This is a genomic window from Pseudoalteromonas shioyasakiensis, from assembly GCA_013391845.1.
Classification (GTDB): domain Bacteria; phylum Pseudomonadota; class Gammaproteobacteria; order Enterobacterales; family Alteromonadaceae; genus Pseudoalteromonas; species Pseudoalteromonas apostichopi.
In genome coordinates this window covers 2,571,797-2,593,153 of the sequence record CP058414.1, presented here as the reverse complement: position 1 = coordinate 2,593,153, position 21,357 = coordinate 2,571,797, and the positions used below count along the sequence as shown (strand labels likewise).

General features: G+C 40.7%; 24 protein-coding genes. 19 read left to right on the top strand and 5 right to left on the bottom strand.

Annotated features, from left to right (window positions below; all coding sequences use genetic code 11):
• The 18 genes from HYD28_11825 (at window position 1) to HYD28_11740 (ending at window position 15,212) form a co-directional block, all read left to right on the top strand.
• Complete coding sequence (locus tag HYD28_11825; protein ID QLE09588.1) at window positions 1-453, top strand: DUF2597 family protein; 453 nt, start codon at window positions 1-3, stop codon at window positions 451-453.
• Entirely contained in the window at window positions 453-1,088 is a 636-nt protein-coding gene (locus HYD28_11820) for a hypothetical protein (protein QLE09587.1), read from the top strand. Before HYD28_11825 ends, HYD28_11820 begins: the two co-directional genes overlap by 1 nt.
• Window positions 1,075-1,362: a hypothetical protein gene (locus HYD28_11815; GenBank protein ID QLE09586.1), complete on the top strand. Its 288-nt coding sequence runs from the start codon at window positions 1,075-1,077 to the stop codon at window positions 1,360-1,362. Before HYD28_11820 ends, HYD28_11815 begins: the two co-directional genes overlap by 14 nt.
• 170 nt (window positions 1,363-1,532) lie before the next feature.
• Window positions 1,533-4,616: a phage tail tape measure protein gene (locus HYD28_11810; GenBank protein ID QLE09585.1), complete on the top strand. Its 3,084-nt coding sequence runs from the start codon at window positions 1,533-1,535 to the stop codon at window positions 4,614-4,616.
• Entirely contained in the window at window positions 4,616-4,921 is a 306-nt protein-coding gene (locus HYD28_11805; GenBank protein ID QLE09584.1) for a DUF2590 family protein, read from the top strand. Before HYD28_11810 ends, HYD28_11805 begins: the two co-directional genes overlap by 1 nt.
• Complete coding sequence (locus tag HYD28_11800) at window positions 4,921-6,072, top strand: baseplate J/gp47 family protein (protein QLE09583.1); 1,152 nt, start codon at window positions 4,921-4,923, stop codon at window positions 6,070-6,072. The genes HYD28_11805 and HYD28_11800 overlap by 1 nt, the downstream gene beginning before the upstream one ends.
• A complete protein-coding gene (locus tag HYD28_11795) occupies window positions 6,065-6,586 on the top strand; it encodes a phage tail protein (GenBank protein QLE09582.1) in 522 nt (173 codons plus the stop codon). Before HYD28_11800 ends, HYD28_11795 begins: the two co-directional genes overlap by 8 nt.
• Window positions 6,583-8,721, top strand: a complete 2,139-nt coding sequence (locus tag HYD28_11790) for a tail fiber protein (GenBank protein ID QLE09581.1) — start codon at window positions 6,583-6,585, stop codon at window positions 8,719-8,721. The genes HYD28_11795 and HYD28_11790 overlap by 4 nt, the downstream gene beginning before the upstream one ends.
• Before the next feature lie 3 nt (window positions 8,722-8,724).
• Window positions 8,725-9,915 carry a hypothetical protein gene (locus tag HYD28_11785; GenBank protein ID QLE09580.1) on the top strand — a complete coding sequence of 397 codons (1,191 nt, stop codon included), beginning with the start codon at window positions 8,725-8,727 and terminating at the stop codon, window positions 9,913-9,915.
• 1 nt (window position 9,916) lies between these two features.
• Window positions 9,917-10,462, top strand: a complete 546-nt coding sequence (locus tag HYD28_11780; GenBank protein ID QLE09579.1) for a hypothetical protein — start codon at window positions 9,917-9,919, stop codon at window positions 10,460-10,462.
• A complete protein-coding gene (locus HYD28_11775; protein ID QLE09578.1) occupies window positions 10,449-10,781 on the top strand; it encodes a DUF1353 domain-containing protein in 333 nt (110 codons plus the stop codon). Before HYD28_11780 ends, HYD28_11775 begins: the two co-directional genes overlap by 14 nt.
• Entirely contained in the window at window positions 10,781-11,479 is a 699-nt protein-coding gene (locus HYD28_11770) for a hypothetical protein (protein ID QLE09577.1), read from the top strand. Before HYD28_11775 ends, HYD28_11770 begins: the two co-directional genes overlap by 1 nt.
• Window positions 11,476-11,958 (top strand): hypothetical protein, encoded by a 483-nt coding sequence (locus HYD28_11765; GenBank protein QLE09576.1) that lies wholly within the window; start codon window positions 11,476-11,478, stop codon window positions 11,956-11,958. The genes HYD28_11770 and HYD28_11765 overlap by 4 nt, the downstream gene beginning before the upstream one ends.
• Complete coding sequence (locus HYD28_11760; protein ID QLE09575.1) at window positions 11,955-12,647, top strand: hypothetical protein; 693 nt, start codon at window positions 11,955-11,957, stop codon at window positions 12,645-12,647. Before HYD28_11765 ends, HYD28_11760 begins: the two co-directional genes overlap by 4 nt.
• Window positions 12,629-13,579 carry a hypothetical protein gene (locus HYD28_11755; protein ID QLE09574.1) on the top strand — a complete coding sequence of 317 codons (951 nt, stop codon included), beginning with the start codon at window positions 12,629-12,631 and terminating at the stop codon, window positions 13,577-13,579. The genes HYD28_11760 and HYD28_11755 overlap by 19 nt, the downstream gene beginning before the upstream one ends.
• A 417-nt stretch (window positions 13,580-13,996) precedes the next feature.
• Window positions 13,997-14,173: a hypothetical protein gene (locus HYD28_11750; protein QLE09573.1), complete on the top strand. Its 177-nt coding sequence runs from the start codon at window positions 13,997-13,999 to the stop codon at window positions 14,171-14,173.
• A gap of 81 nt (window positions 14,174-14,254) precedes the next feature.
• Window positions 14,255-14,839: a hypothetical protein gene (locus HYD28_11745; GenBank protein ID QLE09572.1), complete on the top strand. Its 585-nt coding sequence runs from the start codon at window positions 14,255-14,257 to the stop codon at window positions 14,837-14,839.
• Window positions 14,832-15,212: a hypothetical protein gene (locus HYD28_11740; protein QLE09571.1), complete on the top strand. Its 381-nt coding sequence runs from the start codon at window positions 14,832-14,834 to the stop codon at window positions 15,210-15,212. The genes HYD28_11745 and HYD28_11740 overlap by 8 nt, the downstream gene beginning before the upstream one ends.
• Before the next feature lie 13 nt (window positions 15,213-15,225).
• On the opposite strand, the gene HYD28_11735 is transcribed toward HYD28_11740, so the two are convergent.
• Both HYD28_11735 and HYD28_11730 read right to left on the bottom strand, forming a co-directional pair.
• The gene (locus HYD28_11735; GenBank protein QLE09570.1) at window positions 15,226-15,645 is read right to left on the bottom strand and encodes a hypothetical protein; all 420 of its coding nucleotides are present in this window, start codon (window positions 15,643-15,645) and stop codon (window positions 15,226-15,228) included.
• Between the two features lie 83 nt (window positions 15,646-15,728).
• Window positions 15,729-16,670: a sodium-dependent bicarbonate transport family permease gene (locus HYD28_11730; protein ID QLE09569.1), complete on the bottom strand. Its 942-nt coding sequence runs from the start codon at window positions 16,668-16,670 to the stop codon at window positions 15,729-15,731.
• Window positions 16,671-16,779: 109 nt separating this feature from the next.
• Between HYD28_11730 and HYD28_11725 the strand changes: the two genes are divergently transcribed.
• Window positions 16,780-17,754 carry a LysR family transcriptional regulator gene (locus HYD28_11725; protein ID QLE09568.1) on the top strand — a complete coding sequence of 325 codons (975 nt, stop codon included), beginning with the start codon at window positions 16,780-16,782 and terminating at the stop codon, window positions 17,752-17,754.
• Here the strand turns inward: HYD28_11725 and HYD28_11720 are convergent.
• The 3 genes from HYD28_11720 to HYD28_11710 form a co-directional block, all read right to left on the bottom strand.
• On the bottom strand, window positions 17,751-18,893 hold the full coding sequence (locus HYD28_11720) for a GGDEF domain-containing protein (GenBank protein QLE09567.1): 1,143 nt from the start codon (window positions 18,891-18,893) through the stop codon (window positions 17,751-17,753). The genes HYD28_11725 and HYD28_11720 overlap by 4 nt on opposite strands.
• Window positions 18,894-18,974: 81 nt before the next feature.
• Window positions 18,975-19,868, bottom strand: coding sequence for a TIGR01777 family protein (locus tag HYD28_11715; GenBank protein ID QLE09566.1), 894 nt, complete (start codon window positions 19,866-19,868; stop codon window positions 18,975-18,977).
• A gap of 88 nt (window positions 19,869-19,956) precedes the next feature.
• The gene (locus HYD28_11710) at window positions 19,957-21,255 is read right to left on the bottom strand and encodes a diguanylate cyclase (GenBank protein ID QLE09565.1); all 1,299 of its coding nucleotides are present in this window, start codon (window positions 21,253-21,255) and stop codon (window positions 19,957-19,959) included.
• Window positions 21,256-21,357 lie beyond the last annotated feature (102 nt).

Genomic DNA, 21,357 nt, shown 5'->3' with positions numbered 1-21,357 from the left:
ATGACACAAAAAGTATTAGGCGGTAAGGACTTCGATATCTTCATTGGTTCATCAATGGTGCATGTTATCGAAGCCACCGTAAAAATCACCGATGGCCGTAAGCCAAAATATGTACGCGGTGTACCAAAAGGCTTTATTGATGGTCCAGTCGAAGCCGAAGTAACGCTAAAGCTTGATCATGAAAACTGGTTAATCGTGCAAGCGCAAGCTGAACAAGCGGGCAGTTGGAAAGGCATTGAACCGTTTGATGTGGCATTTAACGCTGAAGTCGCTGCGGGCAAGAAAAACATTGAAGCATTTGGTTGTTTGCCACAGCTTGAAGAAATCTTGAATCTAAAAGCTGAAGGTGGCGAAGAAGATACAACGTCTATCAAGTGCCCAGTAACGAGCCCTGATTTTGTAAAAATCAATGGTGTGCCTTACCTAACAGCTGAAGAAGTGAGAGATCTGTAATGTCTAAAGCCATTCGTAACCTAACTGCAACGACACTAATGAACACCATGCAAGCGTGTGGGCACACATTATTTGAAGGTGAATTAAACCTAAACATCATAGGTATTCGTCATGCAAATACGCGGGCTAACACCTTCAATGATGCTATTTGTGTGTTGTATCAGGAAGGCGGTGAATGGCAGCTTAAGCAATTTAAAGCAACGACTGATGCAGGCCTTTACTGGCGCAAACACCCTATGAACGTTGATGGTACAGCGGTACTTATTGCAGGGCAGCATAAAAGTTTATGGGCTTTGGGTTATCACCAAGGGAAATACCGTGCGTTAGTCCAACATAAACCGGTTGTTGTTTTACGTGACAACAACCAAGACACCGAATTAGACACGGACGTCACACCCCAAGCAGTGCTACAGCAAGGGTATTTTGGCATCAACTGCCACCGCGCAAACAGTAAAACCACATCAACCCAAGTTGATAAGTGGTCAGCGGGTTGCCAGGTGTTTGCAAGCCCGAATGACTTTGCTGAGTTTATTGCTTTGTGTGAGCAATCAGCAGCCAAGTACGGCCCTTATTTTACATACACGCTGCTTGAGCAAGCAGATATTAAAGAGAGCAAAGAACATGGCATTAACTAAACCAATTATTATCGATGCGGGAACGACTGAGTTTAAATTCAGTGTTGATACGCAGTCTTATAACAAATACATCAACTCGATTACGCCAAACAATAAAGTGCAACCGGCAACGAACTTTTTAATGTCAACGGTGGATGAGTCACAAGTTAAAGAGTTGAAAGACCTCTTACAGCAACCGGGTGCGGCTTTGCATTTAGCGGCGACGGTTGTAGAAGATTTTCAGCCGGAGTTTAACTTCACCGTAAAAAAATCGAAGAACGCGCCAAGCAAATAAAGAAAAACCGAACGGATCAGCTACTGGCTTATCACGCTAAGTATTTTGGCGCGATGCCAGTAACCGATGAAAGCTTAGCGCAGGCCCTATTTTTAGAGCTTCAACAAAATGAATTATTAGCCACCGCCGTCAACAACGGCATTTGTATGGCGCTTAATGGTGATGGTTAGATGAGTTCACTCAGCAAATTAGACAAACTGATGTATTCAATCGGGGTCATTGATAAGGTGACCGGCCCGGTTAATAAGATCATGTCTAAAATTAATCAACTGAGTGAACAAACCGCCGCCGCGAAAGAACAAATGACGGGTGGATTAATGAGCGCCGCTGGCGGTGCCATGATGTTGGTTGGTTCGCTTAATCCTGCTATTGAAGCGCAAGCCGCTATGGGCGAAGTGAGTTCGTTGAATGTGAGCAACGAAGCCCTCACACAACTGAATAACACCGCGCTTAACTTTGTGAGTAATTACGGTGGTAATTCAGCCGATATTATTCGCAGCTCCTACGACATTCAATCTGCAATTGCTGGCCTCACTGGTAAAGAACTTTCAACATTTACCAATTCGTCAGCTATTTTGGCAAAAGGCACAAAGTCAGATGCGGCCACAACCACAGATTATTTTGGCACCATGTACGGTATTTACCAAGATACTGCAAAGGAAGTGGGTAAAAGCGAATGGATAAACATGCTGACAGGGCAAACCGCTGCCAGCGTTCGTATGTTTAAAACCACCGGTAGTGAAATGGCGGGGGCGTTCTCAAGCTTAGGTGCAGCAGCTAATTCACACGGCATTGAAATGAATGAATCAATGGCGGTGATGGGTCAGTTACAGGCTACCATGTCAGGCTCAGAAGCGGGCACAAAATACAAAGCATTTTTAACTGGTGTTGGCAGTGCACAGCAAAAGTTAGGTATTCAGCTAACAGATTCACAAGGTAAGTTACTGCCCATGGTGCAAGTCATTGAGCGCTTGAAAGGGCGCTTTGGTGAAATTGACACTGTTGCAAAATCAGATGCGCTTAAAAATGCATTTGGTAGTGATGAAGCTGTTGCCATGCTTAAGTTACTAATGCCTCAAACAGAGCAGTTAAAAGGCAATATTTCAGCGCTAGCAAATATTACTGATATGGGTGTTGCAGTTGAAATGGCTGATGCAATGAGCACGTCTTGGAGTAAGTTTGGGGGCTCACTCAATGCAGCATTGACCAGTTTAGGGCAAGCTGTATTACCCATTATAGAGCCTGTTGTTGATGTGTTGTCGTCATTACTTCAAACGGTTGTATGGTTATCTCAAGCGTTCCCCACGTTAACGGGGATCATTGCTGGGGCCATTGTTGCATTCACTGGTTACATTGTGATCATGGGGGCGTTTAATGCAGTTATGGGCTTGTATCGTATGGCAATGTTGTCAGGTATTGCCCTAACGAATGCACACCTTTTAATTACAAGGTTATGGCAAGGCGCACTAGTTGCTTTACGCGTTGCAGGCTTTGTGGCGCTTATTGCTAGCATGGGAACCGCGGCACTTGCTATGGGCGCGTTTAAAACGGTGATGCTAGCAGGCCAAGCGGCTACATGGTTATTTAACGCGGCACTTTGGGCTAATCCAATTACGTGGGTAGTCGCAGGTGTCATTGCCTTGATTGCGGCTGTGGCTGCATTGGTTTATTACTTTGATGATATTACCGCTGCATTTAATGATTGGGCTGAAAGCTCAATTATATCCCAAGGGTTGCGTGTAGCGTTTGATTTATTAACGTTACCATTGCAGCTTATGTGGTGGTTAATCAAAACCATTGCTAGCGGTATTTATGACCTATTATCCCCCGCAATTTCAGCTATTGGATCAGTGTTTACTTTCTTATGGAATACGGTTTCAAGTATTAGCAGTGCAATAAGTGGATTCTTTGCAGATATTGCACAAGGTGTAATTGGGTTTTTCTCAAGCCTGTGGGATGGTGCAGGGGGACTTGTTGAGCAGTTCGTAGCCTACATTAGCGATAAATTTAGTTTTGTAACTCAGTTTTTTAGTGGGGTAAGCAATTCCATCGGTGGTATTTTTGAACGTATTACCGGCTTTTTAAAGAGTATTGCTGACAACGGTGTGCTTAATATGGTGGTGTCCTTCTTCACTGGTGATGACATCGCTGTTAAAGCGAAAGCAGAGCAATTAGAGTCTATACAATCACAATCAAAACCAAATAACTTTGTGATGCAAAATGCGGATAATGCGTTTAGTCGTGAATACGGCCAAACCGTTATAAACAAAGCAGCACAATTACCAGCCGACAGCGTTACATCTAACTATGCTTCAGTAAGTGATGATGTTGATAACTTACTTACCAATAAAACCGTTTCGAGTATTCGTGACACAGAATTAAGAAATGCGATTGAAAGCAGTGTAAGCAATGTAGCTACACTTGCCGTTAATCAAGTTACAGCAAACTCAGCCGCGAATAGCGTAATTGAAAAGAGCGTAAGTAATGTAGCGACACAAGCGGCTAACTCAGTTACAGCAAATACAGCTGTTAATAGTGCTATTGAAAACAGCGCACGCAATAAAGCTACACAAACTGTTAACTCAGTCACAGCAAACACAGCAGTGAAAGGTGCCATTGAAAACAGTGCAAGCAATACAGCTTTTCAAACGGCGAATTCAGTTACAGCAAACACAGCTGTTAATGGTGCTATTGAAAACAGTGTAAGCAATACCGCAACACAGGCGGCTAATTCAATCATAGCTATGAGTAACTATGCTGCAGCAAATGATGCAACGAACACATCGGCATCGAGTACAGCTACAAATAACTATGTCGGCCCTAGTGAACGATTAACACTGTTAGCAACTCAATCAGCACTACAAACGTCAGTAGTAAACACAGCTAATAATTTTACTAACGCAGTTAACTCGCCAGAATTTAATAGCACAAATGCGAAACTGGCGAGTGTTAATCAAGTCATTACACCTTATCAGGCGTTGCCAACTAGTAAAATGGATCAGGCTGTTACTAACTCAGCCACTGACAGTGCATATAACATTGAACAATTAAGTAATGAGCAGCAACAGCAAAATAATACCTATAAAGCGAAGGTTCAAAAGTCATCGTTTTTACAAAACCTAACGCGTAATTCACATCACACCAATAACTCAAGTGAGAGTGACAATCGTAAGAGTGTACATATTGATAGCTTGACAATTAAGTCAGACGATCCCGCACAAAGTTTTGAACAATTGATGGAGCTTGCTGGCTAATGGCAATTATTAATATCGATTTAAACATACTAGATAACGATATTTCACTAGATAGCTTTGCAGTGCCCAGCCAGCTGACGAATACCGATGTGATAGCGCAAGACGTCAAACACCGCATTATCGAAAGCGGCAAACTTACAGAGCTAATTGGTCTTAGAAACAAAAACATCGTGGCTAAAATTTTAACTGAAATTGAACTTATCGTAGAGCAGGATGAACGCTTGTTAGCTGGCACAATTAAAGTCGTGAAACAGTTAACCGGAGAAATAGCAATTACGGCAAAGACCTCTGAAGGGGCTATTTAATGGATTATAGCGAGATTTTCAAACAAGAACTGATCAATGCGGGTATCCCAGTTGAGCGCAAAGAGATTGAGGCTCTTTGGCAAAAGCATGTTGAACAGGGAGAATTTTCGGTCAGCAATACAAGTACGTTTAGTCCATTTTTTCGTTTGCAAAAATCGATCATGGTTGAACCTACTGAGCAATTGATTAATGCCTTAATTACGCAAGTGATGCCAAATTCATTTGTACTCTTGGCACAAAATGAGTGGTTAGAGCAACATGGTAAAGCGCGTAAAACGGATAAGCTTGATGCAGTTGTAGCCCAAGGCAGGATCACGATTTCGCGTGTCGATTCAGATACCTCTCTTGTTTTACCCGCAGGTACAGTTGTCGAAAGTTTACCTATTAATGGTCAAGTATACCGTGTGCGAACGTTATTTGATCAGCCATTTTCTGTTGGTGAGATTCAACATGATGTGATGGTTGAGGCTGAGCAGCCTGGACAAAATTACAATTTAGCTGCGGGCTACTATGTACGGGTTCTCAGTGATATTGAAGGACTCAGTGCAACAAACAGCGCTGATTGGTTAACAACCGCAGGGCAAGATATTGAATCGGATGAAAACTATCGCCAGCGTATCCGTGATGCATTTGGTTCGCTGGGTGATTATCACGTTGATGCTGTATATCGCTCAATTATTTCAAGCTTTGCTGCTATCAAGTCTGACAACATCGTATTTGATAAAACCGCGCCACGGGGCCCAGGTAGTGCAAATGCTTATGTGTTCTTAGATGTTGGACAAATTAGCCAAGCACTACTTGATCAAATTAATAACCACATCGCAGCGGGTAACCATGGCAGTGGTGATGATATGAAAGTGTTTGCAATAAGCACACAGCCAATTGATATCACGGCCAACTATCAACAACACCCCAATACCAAAGACCGCCTAGGGGACATAACACAATTTATTCGTGCCGCCTTTCGAGAAAACGCCGCTTACAAAGGGGTTACTCAGTGTAAGCCTAACGAGCTTTTCAGCTTCAGTAAATTGGCAAGTGAGTTACACAGCCAGTTTAGTGAGCTTAAAACCATTCGTTTTCAAAACAGCGATATTTCATGTGGCTTGTGGTTACCAACAATCAATAGCTTGGCGGTTAATAATGGCTGAGTTAACACCGAGTCTACCTACATGGATGAATGGCCGTGATGTTAGTGCACTGGCAAATGTCGCGCAGCGTTATTGGGATGAAGTGGAAAGTTATTTGTTTTGGTGGTTATCACAACAACATCGAGAAGATGCACAAACAGCCATCCTTGATTTACTCGCTTGGGAAAGAGACATAAAGCGCTTACCTGGTGAGTCAGTCGAACTATATGGAAAGCGTGTTAGGCATGCATTTGCCAATGCAACAGATGCCGGTTCAAACACGGGGATGGAACAAATCTTTAGACGTTTAGGTTTTGGGTTTGTCAGCGTCAGTGAGCGTGTCCCTGGCTTTGATTGGGACATGATAGAAATTGCCATGTTAGAGAGCGAATTCAGTGGTAAAGAGCAATTAGTCACGGAGTTAATCAAACAATACGGCAGAACGTGTCGGCGGTATTTTTTAAGTGCAATGGCGGCTGTTAATACAGGGCAGGGTATTGCCCTAATTGAGTTTGAAAAAGAGGTAACAGGGTGAGTCAATTACAAATTACTAATGCAGGGATAGACTATCGCAATGCGGTATTTGCTGGTGATGAAGTGCAAAACATCACGCATTTTGTGTTTGCAAATATTGCAGATCAAGATGCAAGTGTCCCAATTGATCCGAACGTAACGATACCCCAAACCCTTGCTCATACTCAGCCAGTTAAAGCGGTGTCTAAAGTAGATGGTAATGCCATTGTTATGAGTGCAGTGCTTGGCTACGACACCGGTGATTTTGAGTATAACTGGTATGGAGTGGTGGCAACGAAAGCAAACAATGAACAGGTATTGATTGCGGTTGTAACAACCGAGACGCAAACAAAAATAAAAACCAACGGTGCAGTGACTGGGAACTACAGCGTTAAAAGTATTGTGTGGCGAAGCCAAAACATTGCTGAACAACTCAACATTACGTTGGCTGTTTTGCCATGGCAAGTTCAAGACACTGAGCTTGTGAGTCGTGCCGATTTTGATGCGCATCATCATGACAATGCATATGTAAAAAAAGAGCAGGTACTAACGAATGTACCTGAAGGCGCGGTATTTACTGATACGCAACGACCTTTATCAAGCAGTGTTTCCTCATCGAGTACTACTACGGCAGCAACATCTGCTGCAGTTAGAACGGCCTACGATAGGGGCACCGCTGGGATCAATGCAGCAAATACAGTGCAAAATAGCTTAAATGAAAAGGTTAAAACGGATGTTCCTGCGGGCGCTGTATTCACTGATACAAACACCTGGCGTGATGTCGTCAACAATTTAACAAGCACGGCGTCTGATAAATCCTTGAGTGCGAACCAAGGCCGTGTATTGAAAGGGCTTATTGATAACATCAATACGTTGTTAATGTCTGATGATGCAACGCTAAATGACATACAAGAGATTGTTGATTACATCAAACAAAACAAGTCAACGCTTGAATCACTGAGCATAAGTAATATTGCTGGTTTACAAAATGCTCTTGACGGTAAGGTGGCAAATAGTCGTGTGTTAACTGATGTGCCTGCTAATGCAAAATTTACAGACACGCAACGTCCATTAAGTAACAGTGTGTCGTCTACAAGTTCAACGACAGCGGCGACCTCAGCAGCAGCTAAGACAGCATATGATAGAGGCTCTGCCGGTATTAATGCTGCTAATGCAGTGCAAGATAGCCTGAATGATAAAGTAAAAACGAATGTACCCTCAGGAGCGGTGTTTACCGATACACAGCGACCTTTATCAAGCAGTATTTCATCATCGAGTACCACTACGGCTGCTACTTCAGCCGCAGCTAAAACCGCATATGACAGGGGCACAGCAGGGATCAATGCAGCTAATGCGGTACAAAATAGCTTAAATGAAAAAGTAAAAACCAATGTTCCTGCAGGCGCTGTATTTACCGATACAAACACCTGGCGTGATGTCGTAAACAGTTTAACAAGCACTGCGTCTGATAAATCTTTGAGTGCGAATCAAGGACGTGTATTGAAAGGCCTTATCGACAATATCAATGCGCTACTTACCTCAGACGATACAACACTTAACGAAATACAAGAGATTGTTGATTACATCAAACTCAACAAATCAACACTTGAATCTCTGAGCATAAGCAGCATTGCTGGTTTACAAAATGCGCTAAATGGCAAGGTTTCGAATAGCCGTGTATTAACGGATGTGCCAGTCAATGCAAAGTTTACAGATACACAGCGGCCATTAAGTAGCAGTGTAACGTCAACGAGTACTACAACGGCAGCAACCTCAGCAGCAGCTAAGACGGCCTATGATAGGGGGACTGCAGGTATTAATGCAGCCAACCAAGTAGGTGATCGTTTAGATGATTTGCTTAATGAAAGACCTTTTACACGAAGCCAAGATATAACTCTTTATCGTCGGCACTCATTAAATGCAGGCGAGCATACAGCGCCAACTGCGCGGGTAGGTGGTAGTGCATTACAAGATCAAGATTGGTTTTCTATTCGTGCAAGCAATGGCGAACCTAGCATTATGGTTGAAAATGGTTCACCGATAAAATTTAAACGGCTCTTAGATGGTGAAGTTGATACGCAAGTGACAATTGTTGCAGATGACAAAAGCGAACGTGTTTTTGTTTTCAACAAAACAGATAACGTATGGGAGTTTTAAGCGGTGGACAGTATTTCAAAAAAGAACGAACTAGCTATTGGTGATGTGATTCTTTCTTACAACAAGAAAACCAGTGCAGGCAATGCGTTACTTGAGCTGAACGGTCAGTTGTTAGATGAAGTTAAATATCCAAAACTGACAGCTGCATTGGGAAAGAAAGAGCAAATATCTCTAATTGAAGCTATAACCACATCGTCTGCTACCGCAACGGTAAGTTCAGATGATGGCGAGCATTGTTATCTTGCTTATGCCTCTGGTCTATATAAATACACTCGTTCATCGGATAGTTACGCCTTAATAAATGGTGGTAGTGGTAATGCGTCTGGGCAGGTGGCGTGTAGTGCTGATGGTAAGTATGTTTCTTATGCCTCAGGGTTGAGTTCTGCGGGTTCGGCTACCTGTAAAGCTTATATCTATTTTTCGAGTGATTACGGGGCAAGTTTTACGCTAAAACAAACCATTTCACTCGTGACGTACTCGCCTGGTTTTGGCAATTCAAATGTGTTTATGTCAAGAGATGGAAAGAATACAGCAATCTCAGTTGAAGATGCTTCAGGGGCGTGGTTTTGTGCGTCAACTAACTACGGGGGAAGTTGGGTTGTTAGTAATAGACCAAATGAGCTATATGCGCCCTATGATGGGTACTTTATTTCTGGAACAGAGGATTTTAGTAAACTGTGGATGCAATCAAGAAAAGCTTATGGTGACAATGCGTATATTGTTGAATCTACAGATTTAGGTGCTAGCTGGACTCGAAAGGAGTCGTTTGGCACTGGCTTCACAATGGTTGATGTAGACCCATACGACAACAATCAGCTTGTTGCCTATCAATGGAATAAAATTTCACATAAGAAACTAAGTCTTGATGGTGGCGCAACTTGGGCTGAATTGAAAATCCCAGCCGATATTACAGGGTTAATGAATATCATAATTGACCGAGGGGCGATTTATATTTACGGCAAAATAACATCGACTGTTTATGGTTTTTACACTTCTACGGATTTAGGAGAGAGCTGGGTTAAAAATGATTTGCCGCACAGTATAGATAGATACGCCATTAGCCCTAAAAGAGTCGATGGTTCATTGCTTTACTACATTGATGGGAATACTTTGTATAAGGCCAGTTATGGCGCTCTATGCGTGCTTCCAACCGCCAATTTGAGTTCAGAGCGTATTATTGCGGACGAGGTTTAAAATGATTTTAATTGATTACTTTGATGTGTGCGGTACTTCTTCTTATCCTGACGACTTTAAGCTTTTCTCAGATATGGAAAAAGTAACGTACAAAGGCAAAGATTTCTGGCTGTGTCATTACAGTGGCAATAAACGTTTAGAAAGCCCAGAGTCAGATGAATTTATCAGCAATCATTTGGGTAGTGAAAACGATGCAAAGCCCGTTATTGAACTATCTTCACCTACTATCACGGGGGAAGGTGTTTCGCTTGGGAATGGTGGTATCTGGTGGGTTAAACAAAACACACAATTTACGCTAGTAGCAAGCGCGCAATTACCAGATAGTGAAATGATGCTTGTGGTAGAGCGTGTTATTAACGGATCTACAGTGGTTGATGACATACGTGTCAAGGCGAGCATTGTAAACGGCTTAATAACGATGGATGCTCAGTTTGAGCAATCAGGTAATTATCAAATTACAGCACAACGCTTAAATGCAGGGTTGGAAATTATCGAAGCACCATTTCGGTTAGCATTCGATAAAGTGGAGTTTGATGCATATGTATAGTGTGAAGCTCCACTTTATTAAACAGGGTAAAGCTAAGTTACTAGAGCCATTAAATACAATCTTTGGTGATGTGCACAAAGGGTTTGAAACAGACGGTTTTTCGATTCCTTGGTACGTTCGTTGGTTTCACAACCCATTTGGTCAAGGGTTAGAGGCTGCAATCTGGCATGACTTTGCTTTGAAAACGGGTAGGCAACACCCTCATGCAGAGTTTCTGCAACTATTACTGCTTTATGGTGTTCCGTGTTGGAAAGCTTATCCTATGTGGTTTTTTGTTTCTGCATACAGTCAATGTAAGCGTTTGTTTAAGGGCGCGTGATGCAGATCCCTTCATCATTTAAAACGCCAAGCAGAGAAGCGTTAAATGCTGCCTGTCTAAATGTGTATACCATTGGCTTAAATTGCTACCAAACGCCAAGTTTGATCACCGCTGCCTCAGGTAGTCAGTCGTTAGCTACAGCAGTTAAAGACATGACAAGACAAACACGACCAAACACATTTAATGCCGTTATTTTAAGTTGCAGTTCGGCACATATTGATGACTTTATAAATCAGTTAACAGCGTTTAATCAGTTGTGCCCACTACCTATTTTTTTGCATGCGGAGCAACATGCCAAAAGCTTAACAACACTTGATACTGATAAGATGAAACTGCCAACAACAGAGCAATCTATCGAGTGGCAAGGTTTGCAAGATTGCTGCGGTATTACCGCACTATCACATGCATTCGTAGATCAAAGCTTGCAGTTGGTGAGTGATGAAGGTGTGCAACTGATTAGCGATATAGATACCGCATTAAACGAGGCGGCGCAGTTAAAGTCTGCAAGAAATTCACGGTTAAGTTTATCTAGGTTCAAAGCTGGCCCCCATATATCAATCACACACAGTAATGCACAAAGTGCACGAGCATTGGGACAGCAAATTGAACTGTTAGGTAACAATGACAAGCACTGGGCTTATTGTGCGTTTGTTGGTAGTACTGAACAAATCACACCAATAAAAGAGCTATTTTCATGATCACATTAAATGGCTGGCAAGTCCCAGGTTACGAAATACGTATAAATTGTGGCATTAAACTGCCAAGTGATGACCTAAGCGGGTTTGGTTCGTTTGCGCTATCAGGTGATAAAGGTGTCAAGCCAGGTGTGATCACCGTCAATACTAAAATCCCGTTCGTCGATGCAAGTGAGCTTGCAGAGTTGGTAGGCCAGGCTAAGTCAATTGATGAAAATGGGGCGCGAACTGTATTTACAATTAACAGTGATATCACACAGGCTTATAAAATCCGTAAAGCTAAGTTCAATGGGGAAGTAAAAGCAACCGAGCTTGAGGAAGTAAAAGCCTGGCAAGTGACATTTAAATTGCTTGAAGTGCTATCAACCGCAGAGCGTAGCCAGCAACAAATAGATGGTAAAGCAAAAGAGAATAGCCAAACACAGGCTGTTGACGGGCACACCACAGTACAAACCGCATTTGAGAAAAGTGAAGGGCCATGAGTCATAGGCTAATTAGAGTGCTTACAATTGGTGGCCTTCAAGTTACGAACATTGTGAGTGACAGCATTCAACTGGACTTATTCAGTACAGGCCGTGCAAGCTTTGTTGTGGTAACAGAGAAAGAGCCACATGGCTTAGTTGAGCTGCATATTGGTTATGAAAAAGACGCCATGCAGCCATACTTTTTAGGTGTCATAGAAGCAAAACATCAAAGTAATGGGCGGTGGTTTTTGACATGTCGTGAATTAATCGGTGCGCTATCGTTTGTGCACCATTTTGCTATTCGTCACGCAACGTTTGCAAATGTATGTGACGAGCTAAGCAAGGTAGGGCTTGAGTTTATTTACCCAGATGCAGACTACTCTAACACCCCCGTGCCTGCGTTCTATCATCAAGGATCGGGCATTGAAGCACTGCGCCAATGTGAGCAGGTATTTAGTATTCCTAACTTTATATTTCAACAACGCCCAGACGGCAAAGTATATGCTGGCAGCTGGCACGACTCACGCTGGGCAGAAACCGAAATAAACGAGTTTGAAGAGCACCCGATAAACGTAACAGCATCAAACACGGGCGCATTGATGGCCGTGCCAAAGTTGCGCCCGGGCATAAAGTTGAATGGTCGGTTTATTACAGAAGTGGCTTTAACAGCAGATAAGCAGGTGATCAGATGGTCAAAAACGCTATAAAGCGCTTAGTACTTCGATACTTCCCTGAACTTGGGCAACGCAAGCATTTACCACAGCTTGCACGTATTGAACGTGTTTATGATTTACCTAATGCCGCAATGATAAGCAGCGCGTTTAAACCACTCAAAGCCGCTGATGTTCAATTGTTGAACCCTAAAACAGGTGAGCCATTAGCGGTGCCCGTATTTGAACAAGTTACACTTGGTACAGGCCAAGCGCCGGATCATGGGTTATTAAACGAACCTGCACCTGGTATGCATTGTTTAATACAATATATCGATGGTTTAAATAGCCACCCCGTGATCACAAGCTTGTTGCCATGGCAATCCTTAGTGCCAGAACACAAACGCACAGACGTTGCGCTACAGCAAAACAGTCGCAGTAAGATACAGGGGCGTGATGGCCATTGGCATTTGTCCACAGATGGTGACATAACGCAAACAAGCGATAGCAGTAAAATAGAATCGCGCAACCGCGACGAGAAATACCATCAACGAACCTGCACTATAGACACCCACGACATTACAAAGGTAGATGGAAACCAAATTAATGAAGTGATGGGCGCACTAAAAACGGTGGTAGGTGAAAAGGCCTTAATTGTTGCACTTGAGGGTTTATTACTTGGCAGTAAGAAACAGGTGGATATTGAAGCCACTGAAAGCATGAACTTAAAAACATTAAAGAACCTACACGCCAAGGCAAGCGAACTTGCCAAGGTCGAGGGTAAAACAGTGTGGCTAGGGGATAGCTCAGTCAATGTGGCTCAAGTGCTACTTGATTTAATAGGCTTAGTAAAAGACATAAACCAAAGCCTAGAAAACCACGGTCATACTAGCGCAGGTGCAGGGCCACCAATCACAAAAGTTGAATTCACTAGCCATAAAACGAAAGCAAGCACCTTAAAAGGTAAATTAGAGCCGATAGTGGAGTAAAAAGCTTAGTGGTAAGAAATTGCCGGTGTGTATATTTGCGTGTATAAATTTATTCTTAACAAAATTTAAAAATCGTATAAATCAGCGTGTTACTGGTTTTTACGTATAGTCGTGCCAGTAAATTGTTGGTTGCTGTTGTTCTGGATATGCCATGCATTAAACCTTGCTAAGCGTCGGGCCGCTTTGACTTATTTTTTGAATTAACAGAATTATGGCATAGAGGCTTGTTAGATTATAGGGCTAAAGGTGTCGAGGCTGTTCAGTGTATGTTTTAAATACATGGTTAGTATAAAAAATGGCCTAAAAGCCTAATTTTATGCTTATATAGAGCCTAGTCGTTAGTTTTTACCTTATTTGTATTTTAGTGGCTCGGTATTTGCTAGCGAAAACTATCTTTAACAATGAAGGAACAAAAAAATGACTTTATCAGCTTTATTACTATCTACTTTAGCATTCGACGCAGCACCAGCTTCAACCAACTCAGTTGAGCAAATTAAAAATACTGGTGGCATCATTATCCTAAACCCAAAAAAGAAAACTATAAATAATACTGGTGGTATCATCATCTTGAATCCAAAGAAAAAAGAAAATTAATTTAATCTAAAGAAGCCAGCTTTAAGCTGGTTTTTTTTCCTTTTAGGGTTTAGCATAGAATCTAAAAAACGGTTAGACCAAGTGGAATTTTTTGAAAACCTGTATGAAAAGTGGATGGTAATTCAACCATACACAACAGCTTTTTCCTCTCAAGCTGTAATTGCAACAGCTTTTATTATCGCTCTGATAAACTCACTGAGAAAAGCCTTAGCTAATAAAGAGCTTTTTAGTAATTTCGTAACCATTTCTTTTGTTTGTGCAAATTATTTGATTACGGCTTTGCTAATGGAATATGTATTAGCATACGTCAGCAATCATAGTTCGGCAGCAAGTGCACAAAATATTTATCTTGTTGTTACCATTATAAACCTCGTTACTCTCTTTTTGATGTACAAGGCCCACCTAGTTTTTAGTTTTGTTTTTTCCAAACTTTTTTTCGCTGTAGTTAAGCTGTTCATGATCTTGAGTGCATTCCACTCTTTAATTTGGGTGAAATTTGTTGTTCTGGATTTGCAGCAAGAATTTGCCCAGATACATTATGTTTACAGCTTTATTGTGTTGTATATCAGCCTTGTACTATCATTTATAATGCTTTTTCCTGATGTATTACGGACCAAGTTTGGGTGTATAGTAACATTTAGTTTACCGAGGGATCGTAATGCTTGAACTAATTTATATAGCCATTGCTGTTTTAGCCATCTTGCTGATTGCAAGTACATGGTTGATTGCGCGCAAGAATATCTTTGAAGATCAAATCAGGTCAAAGTCTGTTGAGGTGGTTTGGTGCACGTTGCAAGCCGAGCACGAAACAGATATTAGCAAAGCAATTAAACTATTTAATAAAGCTGAAGAATTAAAAAATGAGGTTGCGGCTTTAATTGAAAATTCTCCAACAGCAGCTCATTTTAAATTGGTAGAGCCAATGGGTTTTGATAGTGAAAGCCTAAAGGAGTTATCGCTTGGAGAGTTACAGCGATACTATGATGAGAAAAACAACATTTCCGACATTTACGACAAAATGTACAAAGGTAAGAATTAATTAAAAAGCCAGGTTATTTAACCTGGCTTTGTATTTTTAGCTCTTTTTCTATTTGTTCAAGCTGAATTTCTGCAAGTTGACTAAGTGCTTCTTGAGTTTGATTATCACCCTTAATTAACCCAGCTATAGATAGCTTTTTTATGCTCTTGATAATACCGCTACTAACTGCTTCTAATAGTGGTCCATCGAGCGCGAGCGTTTTATGTTCGTAACCATTAAGTAATGAATCAAAGCTAACTTGCGTAGCTTTAGCCATTTTATCAATCAATTGATAAGGCACTGAAGCAAGTTCGATACTTTGCACACAAAAACCAGGCGTTAACGATAAATGTTGCTCTAACTCAGCATTGTTTTGCACCTCACAAAGCTTACATAAGCGCATAAAAATATCACTTACATGCTGTTGCTCGGCGCTGAGCGTTTGATTGAACATAGCATGTCCTTGCACTGCTTTTTTATTTATATTAAACGACTTTTAAAAAAATCTCATGCATAAAGTGATAGTGAGTTAAATTTTTAACTCATGAATAATGCTATTTGATGATACATACCAATTCCAAGTAATACATTGAAAGGAAAGGTGATCCCTAAGGAACATAACATGGCTAAACCTATGTCTGCATCTGGAATAGCTGCTTTAATAGCCGCAGGAGCTGCAATATAAGAAGCGCTTGCAACAAGGCTTGCCAATATCACTACAGAGCCTAATTCCAGTTGTAGAGCTGTACCAACACAGACGCCAATGGCTCCTAATAGGTTAGGTGTTATAAGTGCGAATAATGCTAAACGCCAGTGATGCCATGGAATAGGGCGCAGTGTTTGCGCAGCCATTAAACCCATTTCCAGTAGGAATAATGCCAGAACAACTTTAAAACTGTTTGTTAAAAGGCTTGTTACTTGGCTACCTTGCTGTGTACCGTACATCATGCCGATAATTACACCACCAACAAGGAGTATCACGCTTTTGTTCGTCAGTGTTTCATGCCAAAGCGCTTTGAGCGAGAGGTTTTGCCCAGAGCCATTCCCAAGGCGACGGTATAGTAATAAGCCAACGATGATCGCTGGTAATTCAAGCATTACTAAATAAAGAGTGACTTCCGCACCAACATTTAACGAGTTAGATTCGGCATAAGCTAAAGCGACCGCAAATGTACCTGCACTTACTGAACCATAATGTGCTGCGATACTTGCACTATTAGCAACAGATAAATTAAGCAGTTTGTTTAAAACAGGGTAAAGCATTAGTGGGATCAAACCGCCAAGTAGTAAAACGGCACCCATTTCAGGTAAAAGTTGCCAATGCAAATTGCCATGCAGCACCATACCACCTTTTAAACCAATGGTGAGCATTAACAATAGGCTAAGGGTTTCATAGGTCGCTTGCGGGATCTTTAGGTCAGAGCGAAGTAATCCAGCTGTGAGTCCTAAAACAAAAAACATTACAACAATATCAGGCACTTTGTTCTCCTCTAGGTTAAAAGCGACGCTATTCTAATTAAAAATTCACATAGTAAATAATTAAATAAATGATAATATTCTATAGGTAATTATCTATAGGTGTTTGTTAATGGACTTGAGACATATTTCTTTTCGTTTACTTGAAGTGTTTATGTGCGTAGTAAAAACACGCTCAATTAGTGAGACAGCAAGGCAATTACATTTAACTCAACCGACTGTATCGCAACAAATTAAGCGCCTACAAGAAACCGTTAATGAACCTTTAGTGATGGTTAACCAGCAGCGTCTTCATGTTACTGAAGCTGGCTTCGCGTTATTTCAAACTTGTCAGCAGGTGTTTGGCCATTTTGATGATTATCAAGATTACTTAGCTGAGCTCAGAGGTGGTGAGCGCGGTCGCTGTAAAATTGCAATTGTGAATACTGCACAATATATTTTGCCGAAATTATTAGGTCCTTATAGTAACTTACACCCTCATGTTGAGCTGCCGCTTGAAATTGGTAATCGTGCTGAGGTGCTTGCTCGATTTGAAAGAGGCGAAGATGATATCTATGTATTTAGTCATCCCCCATCATTAGAGCACGCCAAGGCTGGCCGGTTTTTACAAAATCCATTGGTATTTATTGCGCCAACTAATCACCCGCTTGTAAGTAAAAACTACGTTACATTGCACGATTTAATATCAGAACGATTTTTACTTCGAGAGCAGGGCTCTGCCACGCGAATGCTGTTTGAAAGCGAGCTACAAAGTCGGGGGGTTGTATTAAGTAATACAGTGCAAATGGCAAGTAATGAAGCTATTCGTGTTGCTGTCGGCTCTGGCATGGGTCTGGGAGTCGTGTCTCGTCATGTCTTACCACCACACGATAGCAGCTTTTGTATGCTAAATGTGCAAGATGTGAACTTAGCGAGTCATTGGTATTTTGTGGTGCGAACCGATCGCCATTTGTCGCATGCTGCGCGAAATTTTTTAAAATTTGCCGAGTTAAATTTAGAGCAATGCTTAGACAAAGAGTGGGTAAATAATGAGCTGAGTCAGCTAAATGGGAGCATTAATGTTCAGCTAGAAAAAAGGCACCATTAAAATGCCATTGTCACAACTTGGTTTCGGCCATTTAATTTAGCTTTGTATAAACCTTTATCGGCCTTTGCAAGTAGTTCATTTACATTATTAGTACCCGACTTGTGGGTGATTATACCAATGCTAATAGACAGATTAATTTCTTGGTTGTTATGGTGAAAGCTATCGTTGTGGATGGCTAAGCGAATTCTTTCAGATAGAGTTTCACCCTTAACTTGACTGGTATTGGGTAGTATTACTGCAAACTCTTCACCACCTATTCTAGCAACTAAGTCGTGTTCACGAAGCTGGCTTTTAATCTTGTTCGCAACCCATTTGAGTGCTTCATCACCTGTTTCGTGACCATGTAGGTCATTTACTCTTTTAAAGAAGTCGATATCAATCATCAAAGCACAGAGTTCTGTAAGGCTGCTATTTGCTTTTTCTAAATAATTGTTACTAATAGTTATAAATGACCGGCGGTTTAATAAATCAGTTAATGGATCGCGATTAGCAAGGTCACTCAATGTTTGCTCAGATTCTAGAAACATTATTAGTGGCCAAATCATGGCTGTTAGGGTAGTGATAATGATATGACTTATCAGAATAACAGCTATTATTTGGTTTAAGTCTATGTTTAACAAACCTAGATAATCAGAAAGTAGCAGCAAAAACTGTATAGCCATGATTAAAGAATGAATTACAAAGCATACCTTGAGTAATGCTAAATGCATAATGCGCTTCACATGTAGCTCTTTAAGCGCGTAAGCAGCATAACCAAAGCATACGGCAATGATGGCCGTTGTGAGCAACTGACTTATTGGCAGATTATAAAGAGGAAGTAATATGGCAGAAGATGAAACTAGCACGAATGCACATGCACTTTGGTATTTTTTGTCAGACTGGCAATAAGCATGAATTCCTAATATTGCTGATAATGGTGCTGCAATAATTAGTAAATCGGCCAGATAGTGCGTAATTAAAGGAAAGTCAATAATAGCTCGTAGAGAGGCTGTAATTTGTGCGCATACAAAAATTAGACACGAGCTTCCCCAGTATAAATAGCTTGATTGTTGCCTTAGAAAGTATAAAGACAGTAAGAAAGCCCCAATAATCACATTCAATAAAATTGAAATGCTGATTATGGTGGGTAATTGCATCATGATTTTCCCTGAATAATCACTCGACTAATATCAAGTTAATTATTATGTATTAGTTACCTCTAATCAACCTAGACATAGTAATTATATTTTTAGACTTTCTAATGCTGGTTTTAATGTCGGGTAGTGGAATCGATAATTATGGCTTAGTAGCTTATTAGGGAGCACAAATTGACCGTAAAGCAGTAGATCAGACATTTCACCCATCATCATTTTTAACACCCAACTAGGCATACGCAACATAGCCGGACGCGAAATGACATTAGCTAATGTCTGGCTAAATTCATTATTATCAACAGGGTTAGGTGCAGTCGCGTTTATTGGCCCATGGATATTTTGATGTGAGAGAACAAAAAGGATTAGTTGGATCATGTCATCAATATGAATCCATGACATTCCTTGCTTTCCATGGCCTAATGGCCCACCTAAGCCAAACTTAAAGGCAGGAAGCATTTTACCAAGTGCACCACCTTGCTTAGCTAACACGATACCAGTACGAAGTAAGCACACCCGGGTTTTATCAGAATGTGCTTTCGTAGCTGCATGCTCCCAGTCTCGACAAAGAACGTGACTAAATTCAGGGTAAATATCATTGAAGCTCTCATCAATCGGCTGATTATCTTGTCGTCCATAAAAACCAATAGCACTGCCTGAAATAAATGTATGGGGTGGAGATTCACATCGGCTAATTGCTTTAGAGATCTGTAAAGTAAGATTAATTCGACTATTAAGTAAAGTTTGCTTTTGAGACTCGCTCCAACGTTTATTAACGATAGGTTCACCAGCTAAGTTGATGATGGCATCAATTTCTTCAAAATTAACTTCATCTAGTGACTTCACAGTATGCACTTGATGAGTCAGGATTACGGCTGCTTGAATTGGGTTGCGAGTAAGTACAGTGACTTTATGGTGGTTTAATAAGAAAGGGCACAAATGTCTACCAATAAGGCCTGTTCCACCGGTTAAAAAAATATGCATAGTGCTACCTTAATGAAAGTGCTGTGTATTTTTTATACATTCTGATGAGTGTTTTTGCAAATTTATACGGATAAAGCAGTAATTTAGATTACTCTTTTTTTTCACCTTCTTGATAAATGTGATAACTCTTTTTAGGGTGTCTTTTAGATTTGTACATCGCCAGGTCAGCGAGTTCGAGTAGTTGCTTATACTCTGTACTATGATCTGGGGCTAAGGCTACCCCAATACTAATAGAAATATTTATTGTGTGTTGTTCCAGCATAAAAGGATGATTGAAGCACTCCAATAGATGATCAATCATTGCATCAATAAATCTGCTTTTGGCTATATTATGCGTAACAATAACAAATTCATCTCCTCCATAGCGATATACATCATCATCGGCTCTAACAGATGAAGTAATGCGTTTTGCGGTTTCTATTAGTATTTGATCACCGATTAGATGACCATATTCATCATTAAGTTGTTTAAACTTATCTATATCAATGAATATAACCGCAAGCTTATTTTTTTCGGAGCAAAGGTTGATAGCATGCTTTAATGCTGGTTTTAATTCTGTACGGTTTAAAACTCCTGTTAGGTGATCGTGACTTGCCTGAAAGTTTAATTTTCTCGTTCGTTCATAAACAATGTCACTCATGCGTACAAAGCGTTTTATCAAGTAGCCTATTTCATCGTGGATATCAATTGTTAAAGCTTTCGGCTTTTCGCCTTTTTCAACCTGTTTGGTAATGTGTATTAATAGTTTTAGGGGTTTTAAAAGCTTAGAATTTATATAAAAGGCGCAAAACAATAATAAGATAATGGCTAGTGGAATTTGCATAGTGACGAAACGCGTAATAAAAATTTTGGATTCTTGGTATTCAGCATCTTGTTGTTCTAGTTTTGCTCGTGCCGTATCTTGAAATAGTTCAATCTGCGTGCGGATTTGATCCATAAACTGCTTACCTTTATTAGTTAACACAACGACTTTTGCTCTCTCAAGCGCAGAGGGTGTGCCCTGCAAAACAAGTTCAACAGTTAATGCCAACTCAGCTAGCTTTTTACTTATTAGTTCATCAATTAATGCAAGTGTATTCTTTTGCTCTGGGTTGTTTATGGTGAGCTTATTGATGTTTAGAAAATGTTCTTTTACTTGATCAAGAGCAGAGTAATAGGGCGTTAAATAACTGATGTCTTGTGTTAATAAATAGCCTCGTTGACCTGTTTCAGCGTTTATGAGTTGCTTGTAAAGCTTTTCTGACTCATCAAGTACATCATGAGTGCGGATCACTGTTTCAAGCTTAGCCTGACCCTCTTTATCTAATAAATAGATGATAAAGGTATTAGCTACTATCACTAATAAAACAGTTGACAGTAAAAGGGTGAATTTGGCTCTAAGTGACATTGAAATGGTAAGTGCCTACAATTACTAACTTTAATAATAAAGTATTGACTAAGCATAGAGTTTTGCCAGTTTATCAATAAAAATAGTCATTTTAATGATATT

Coding starts and splice junctions, on each gene's coding strand:
- HYD28_11825 (QLE09588.1), top strand. CDS start 1: ATGACACAAAAAGTATTAGGCGGTAAGGACTTCGATATCTTCATTGGT.
- HYD28_11820 (QLE09587.1), top strand. CDS start 453: ATGTCTAAAGCCATTCGTAACCTAACTGCAACGACACTAATGAACACC.
- HYD28_11815 (QLE09586.1), top strand. CDS start 1,075: ATGGCATTAACTAAACCAATTATTATCGATGCGGGAACGACTGAGTTT.
- HYD28_11810 (QLE09585.1), top strand. CDS start 1,533: ATGAGTTCACTCAGCAAATTAGACAAACTGATGTATTCAATCGGGGTC.
- HYD28_11805 (QLE09584.1), top strand. CDS start 4,616: ATGGCAATTATTAATATCGATTTAAACATACTAGATAACGATATTTCA.
- HYD28_11800 (QLE09583.1), top strand. CDS start 4,921: ATGGATTATAGCGAGATTTTCAAACAAGAACTGATCAATGCGGGTATC.
- HYD28_11795 (QLE09582.1), top strand. CDS start 6,065: ATGGCTGAGTTAACACCGAGTCTACCTACATGGATGAATGGCCGTGAT.
- HYD28_11780 (QLE09579.1), top strand. CDS start 9,917: ATGATTTTAATTGATTACTTTGATGTGTGCGGTACTTCTTCTTATCCT.
- HYD28_11775 (QLE09578.1), top strand. CDS start 10,449: ATGCATATGTATAGTGTGAAGCTCCACTTTATTAAACAGGGTAAAGCT.
- HYD28_11770 (QLE09577.1), top strand. CDS start 10,781: ATGCAGATCCCTTCATCATTTAAAACGCCAAGCAGAGAAGCGTTAAAT.
- HYD28_11765 (QLE09576.1), top strand. CDS start 11,476: ATGATCACATTAAATGGCTGGCAAGTCCCAGGTTACGAAATACGTATA.
- HYD28_11760 (QLE09575.1), top strand. CDS start 11,955: ATGAGTCATAGGCTAATTAGAGTGCTTACAATTGGTGGCCTTCAAGTT.
- HYD28_11755 (QLE09574.1), top strand. CDS start 12,629: ATGGTCAAAAACGCTATAAAGCGCTTAGTACTTCGATACTTCCCTGAA.
- HYD28_11750 (QLE09573.1), top strand. CDS start 13,997: ATGACTTTATCAGCTTTATTACTATCTACTTTAGCATTCGACGCAGCA.
- HYD28_11740 (QLE09571.1), top strand. CDS start 14,832: ATGCTTGAACTAATTTATATAGCCATTGCTGTTTTAGCCATCTTGCTG.
- HYD28_11735 (QLE09570.1), bottom strand. CDS start 15,645: ATGTTCAATCAAACGCTCAGCGCCGAGCAACAGCATGTAAGTGATATT.
- HYD28_11725 (QLE09568.1), top strand. CDS start 16,780: ATGGACTTGAGACATATTTCTTTTCGTTTACTTGAAGTGTTTATGTGC.
- HYD28_11720 (QLE09567.1), bottom strand. CDS start 18,893: ATGATGCAATTACCCACCATAATCAGCATTTCAATTTTATTGAATGTG.
- HYD28_11715 (QLE09566.1), bottom strand. CDS start 19,868: ATGCATATTTTTTTAACCGGTGGAACAGGCCTTATTGGTAGACATTTG.
- HYD28_11710 (QLE09565.1), bottom strand. CDS start 21,255: ATGTCACTTAGAGCCAAATTCACCCTTTTACTGTCAACTGTTTTATTA.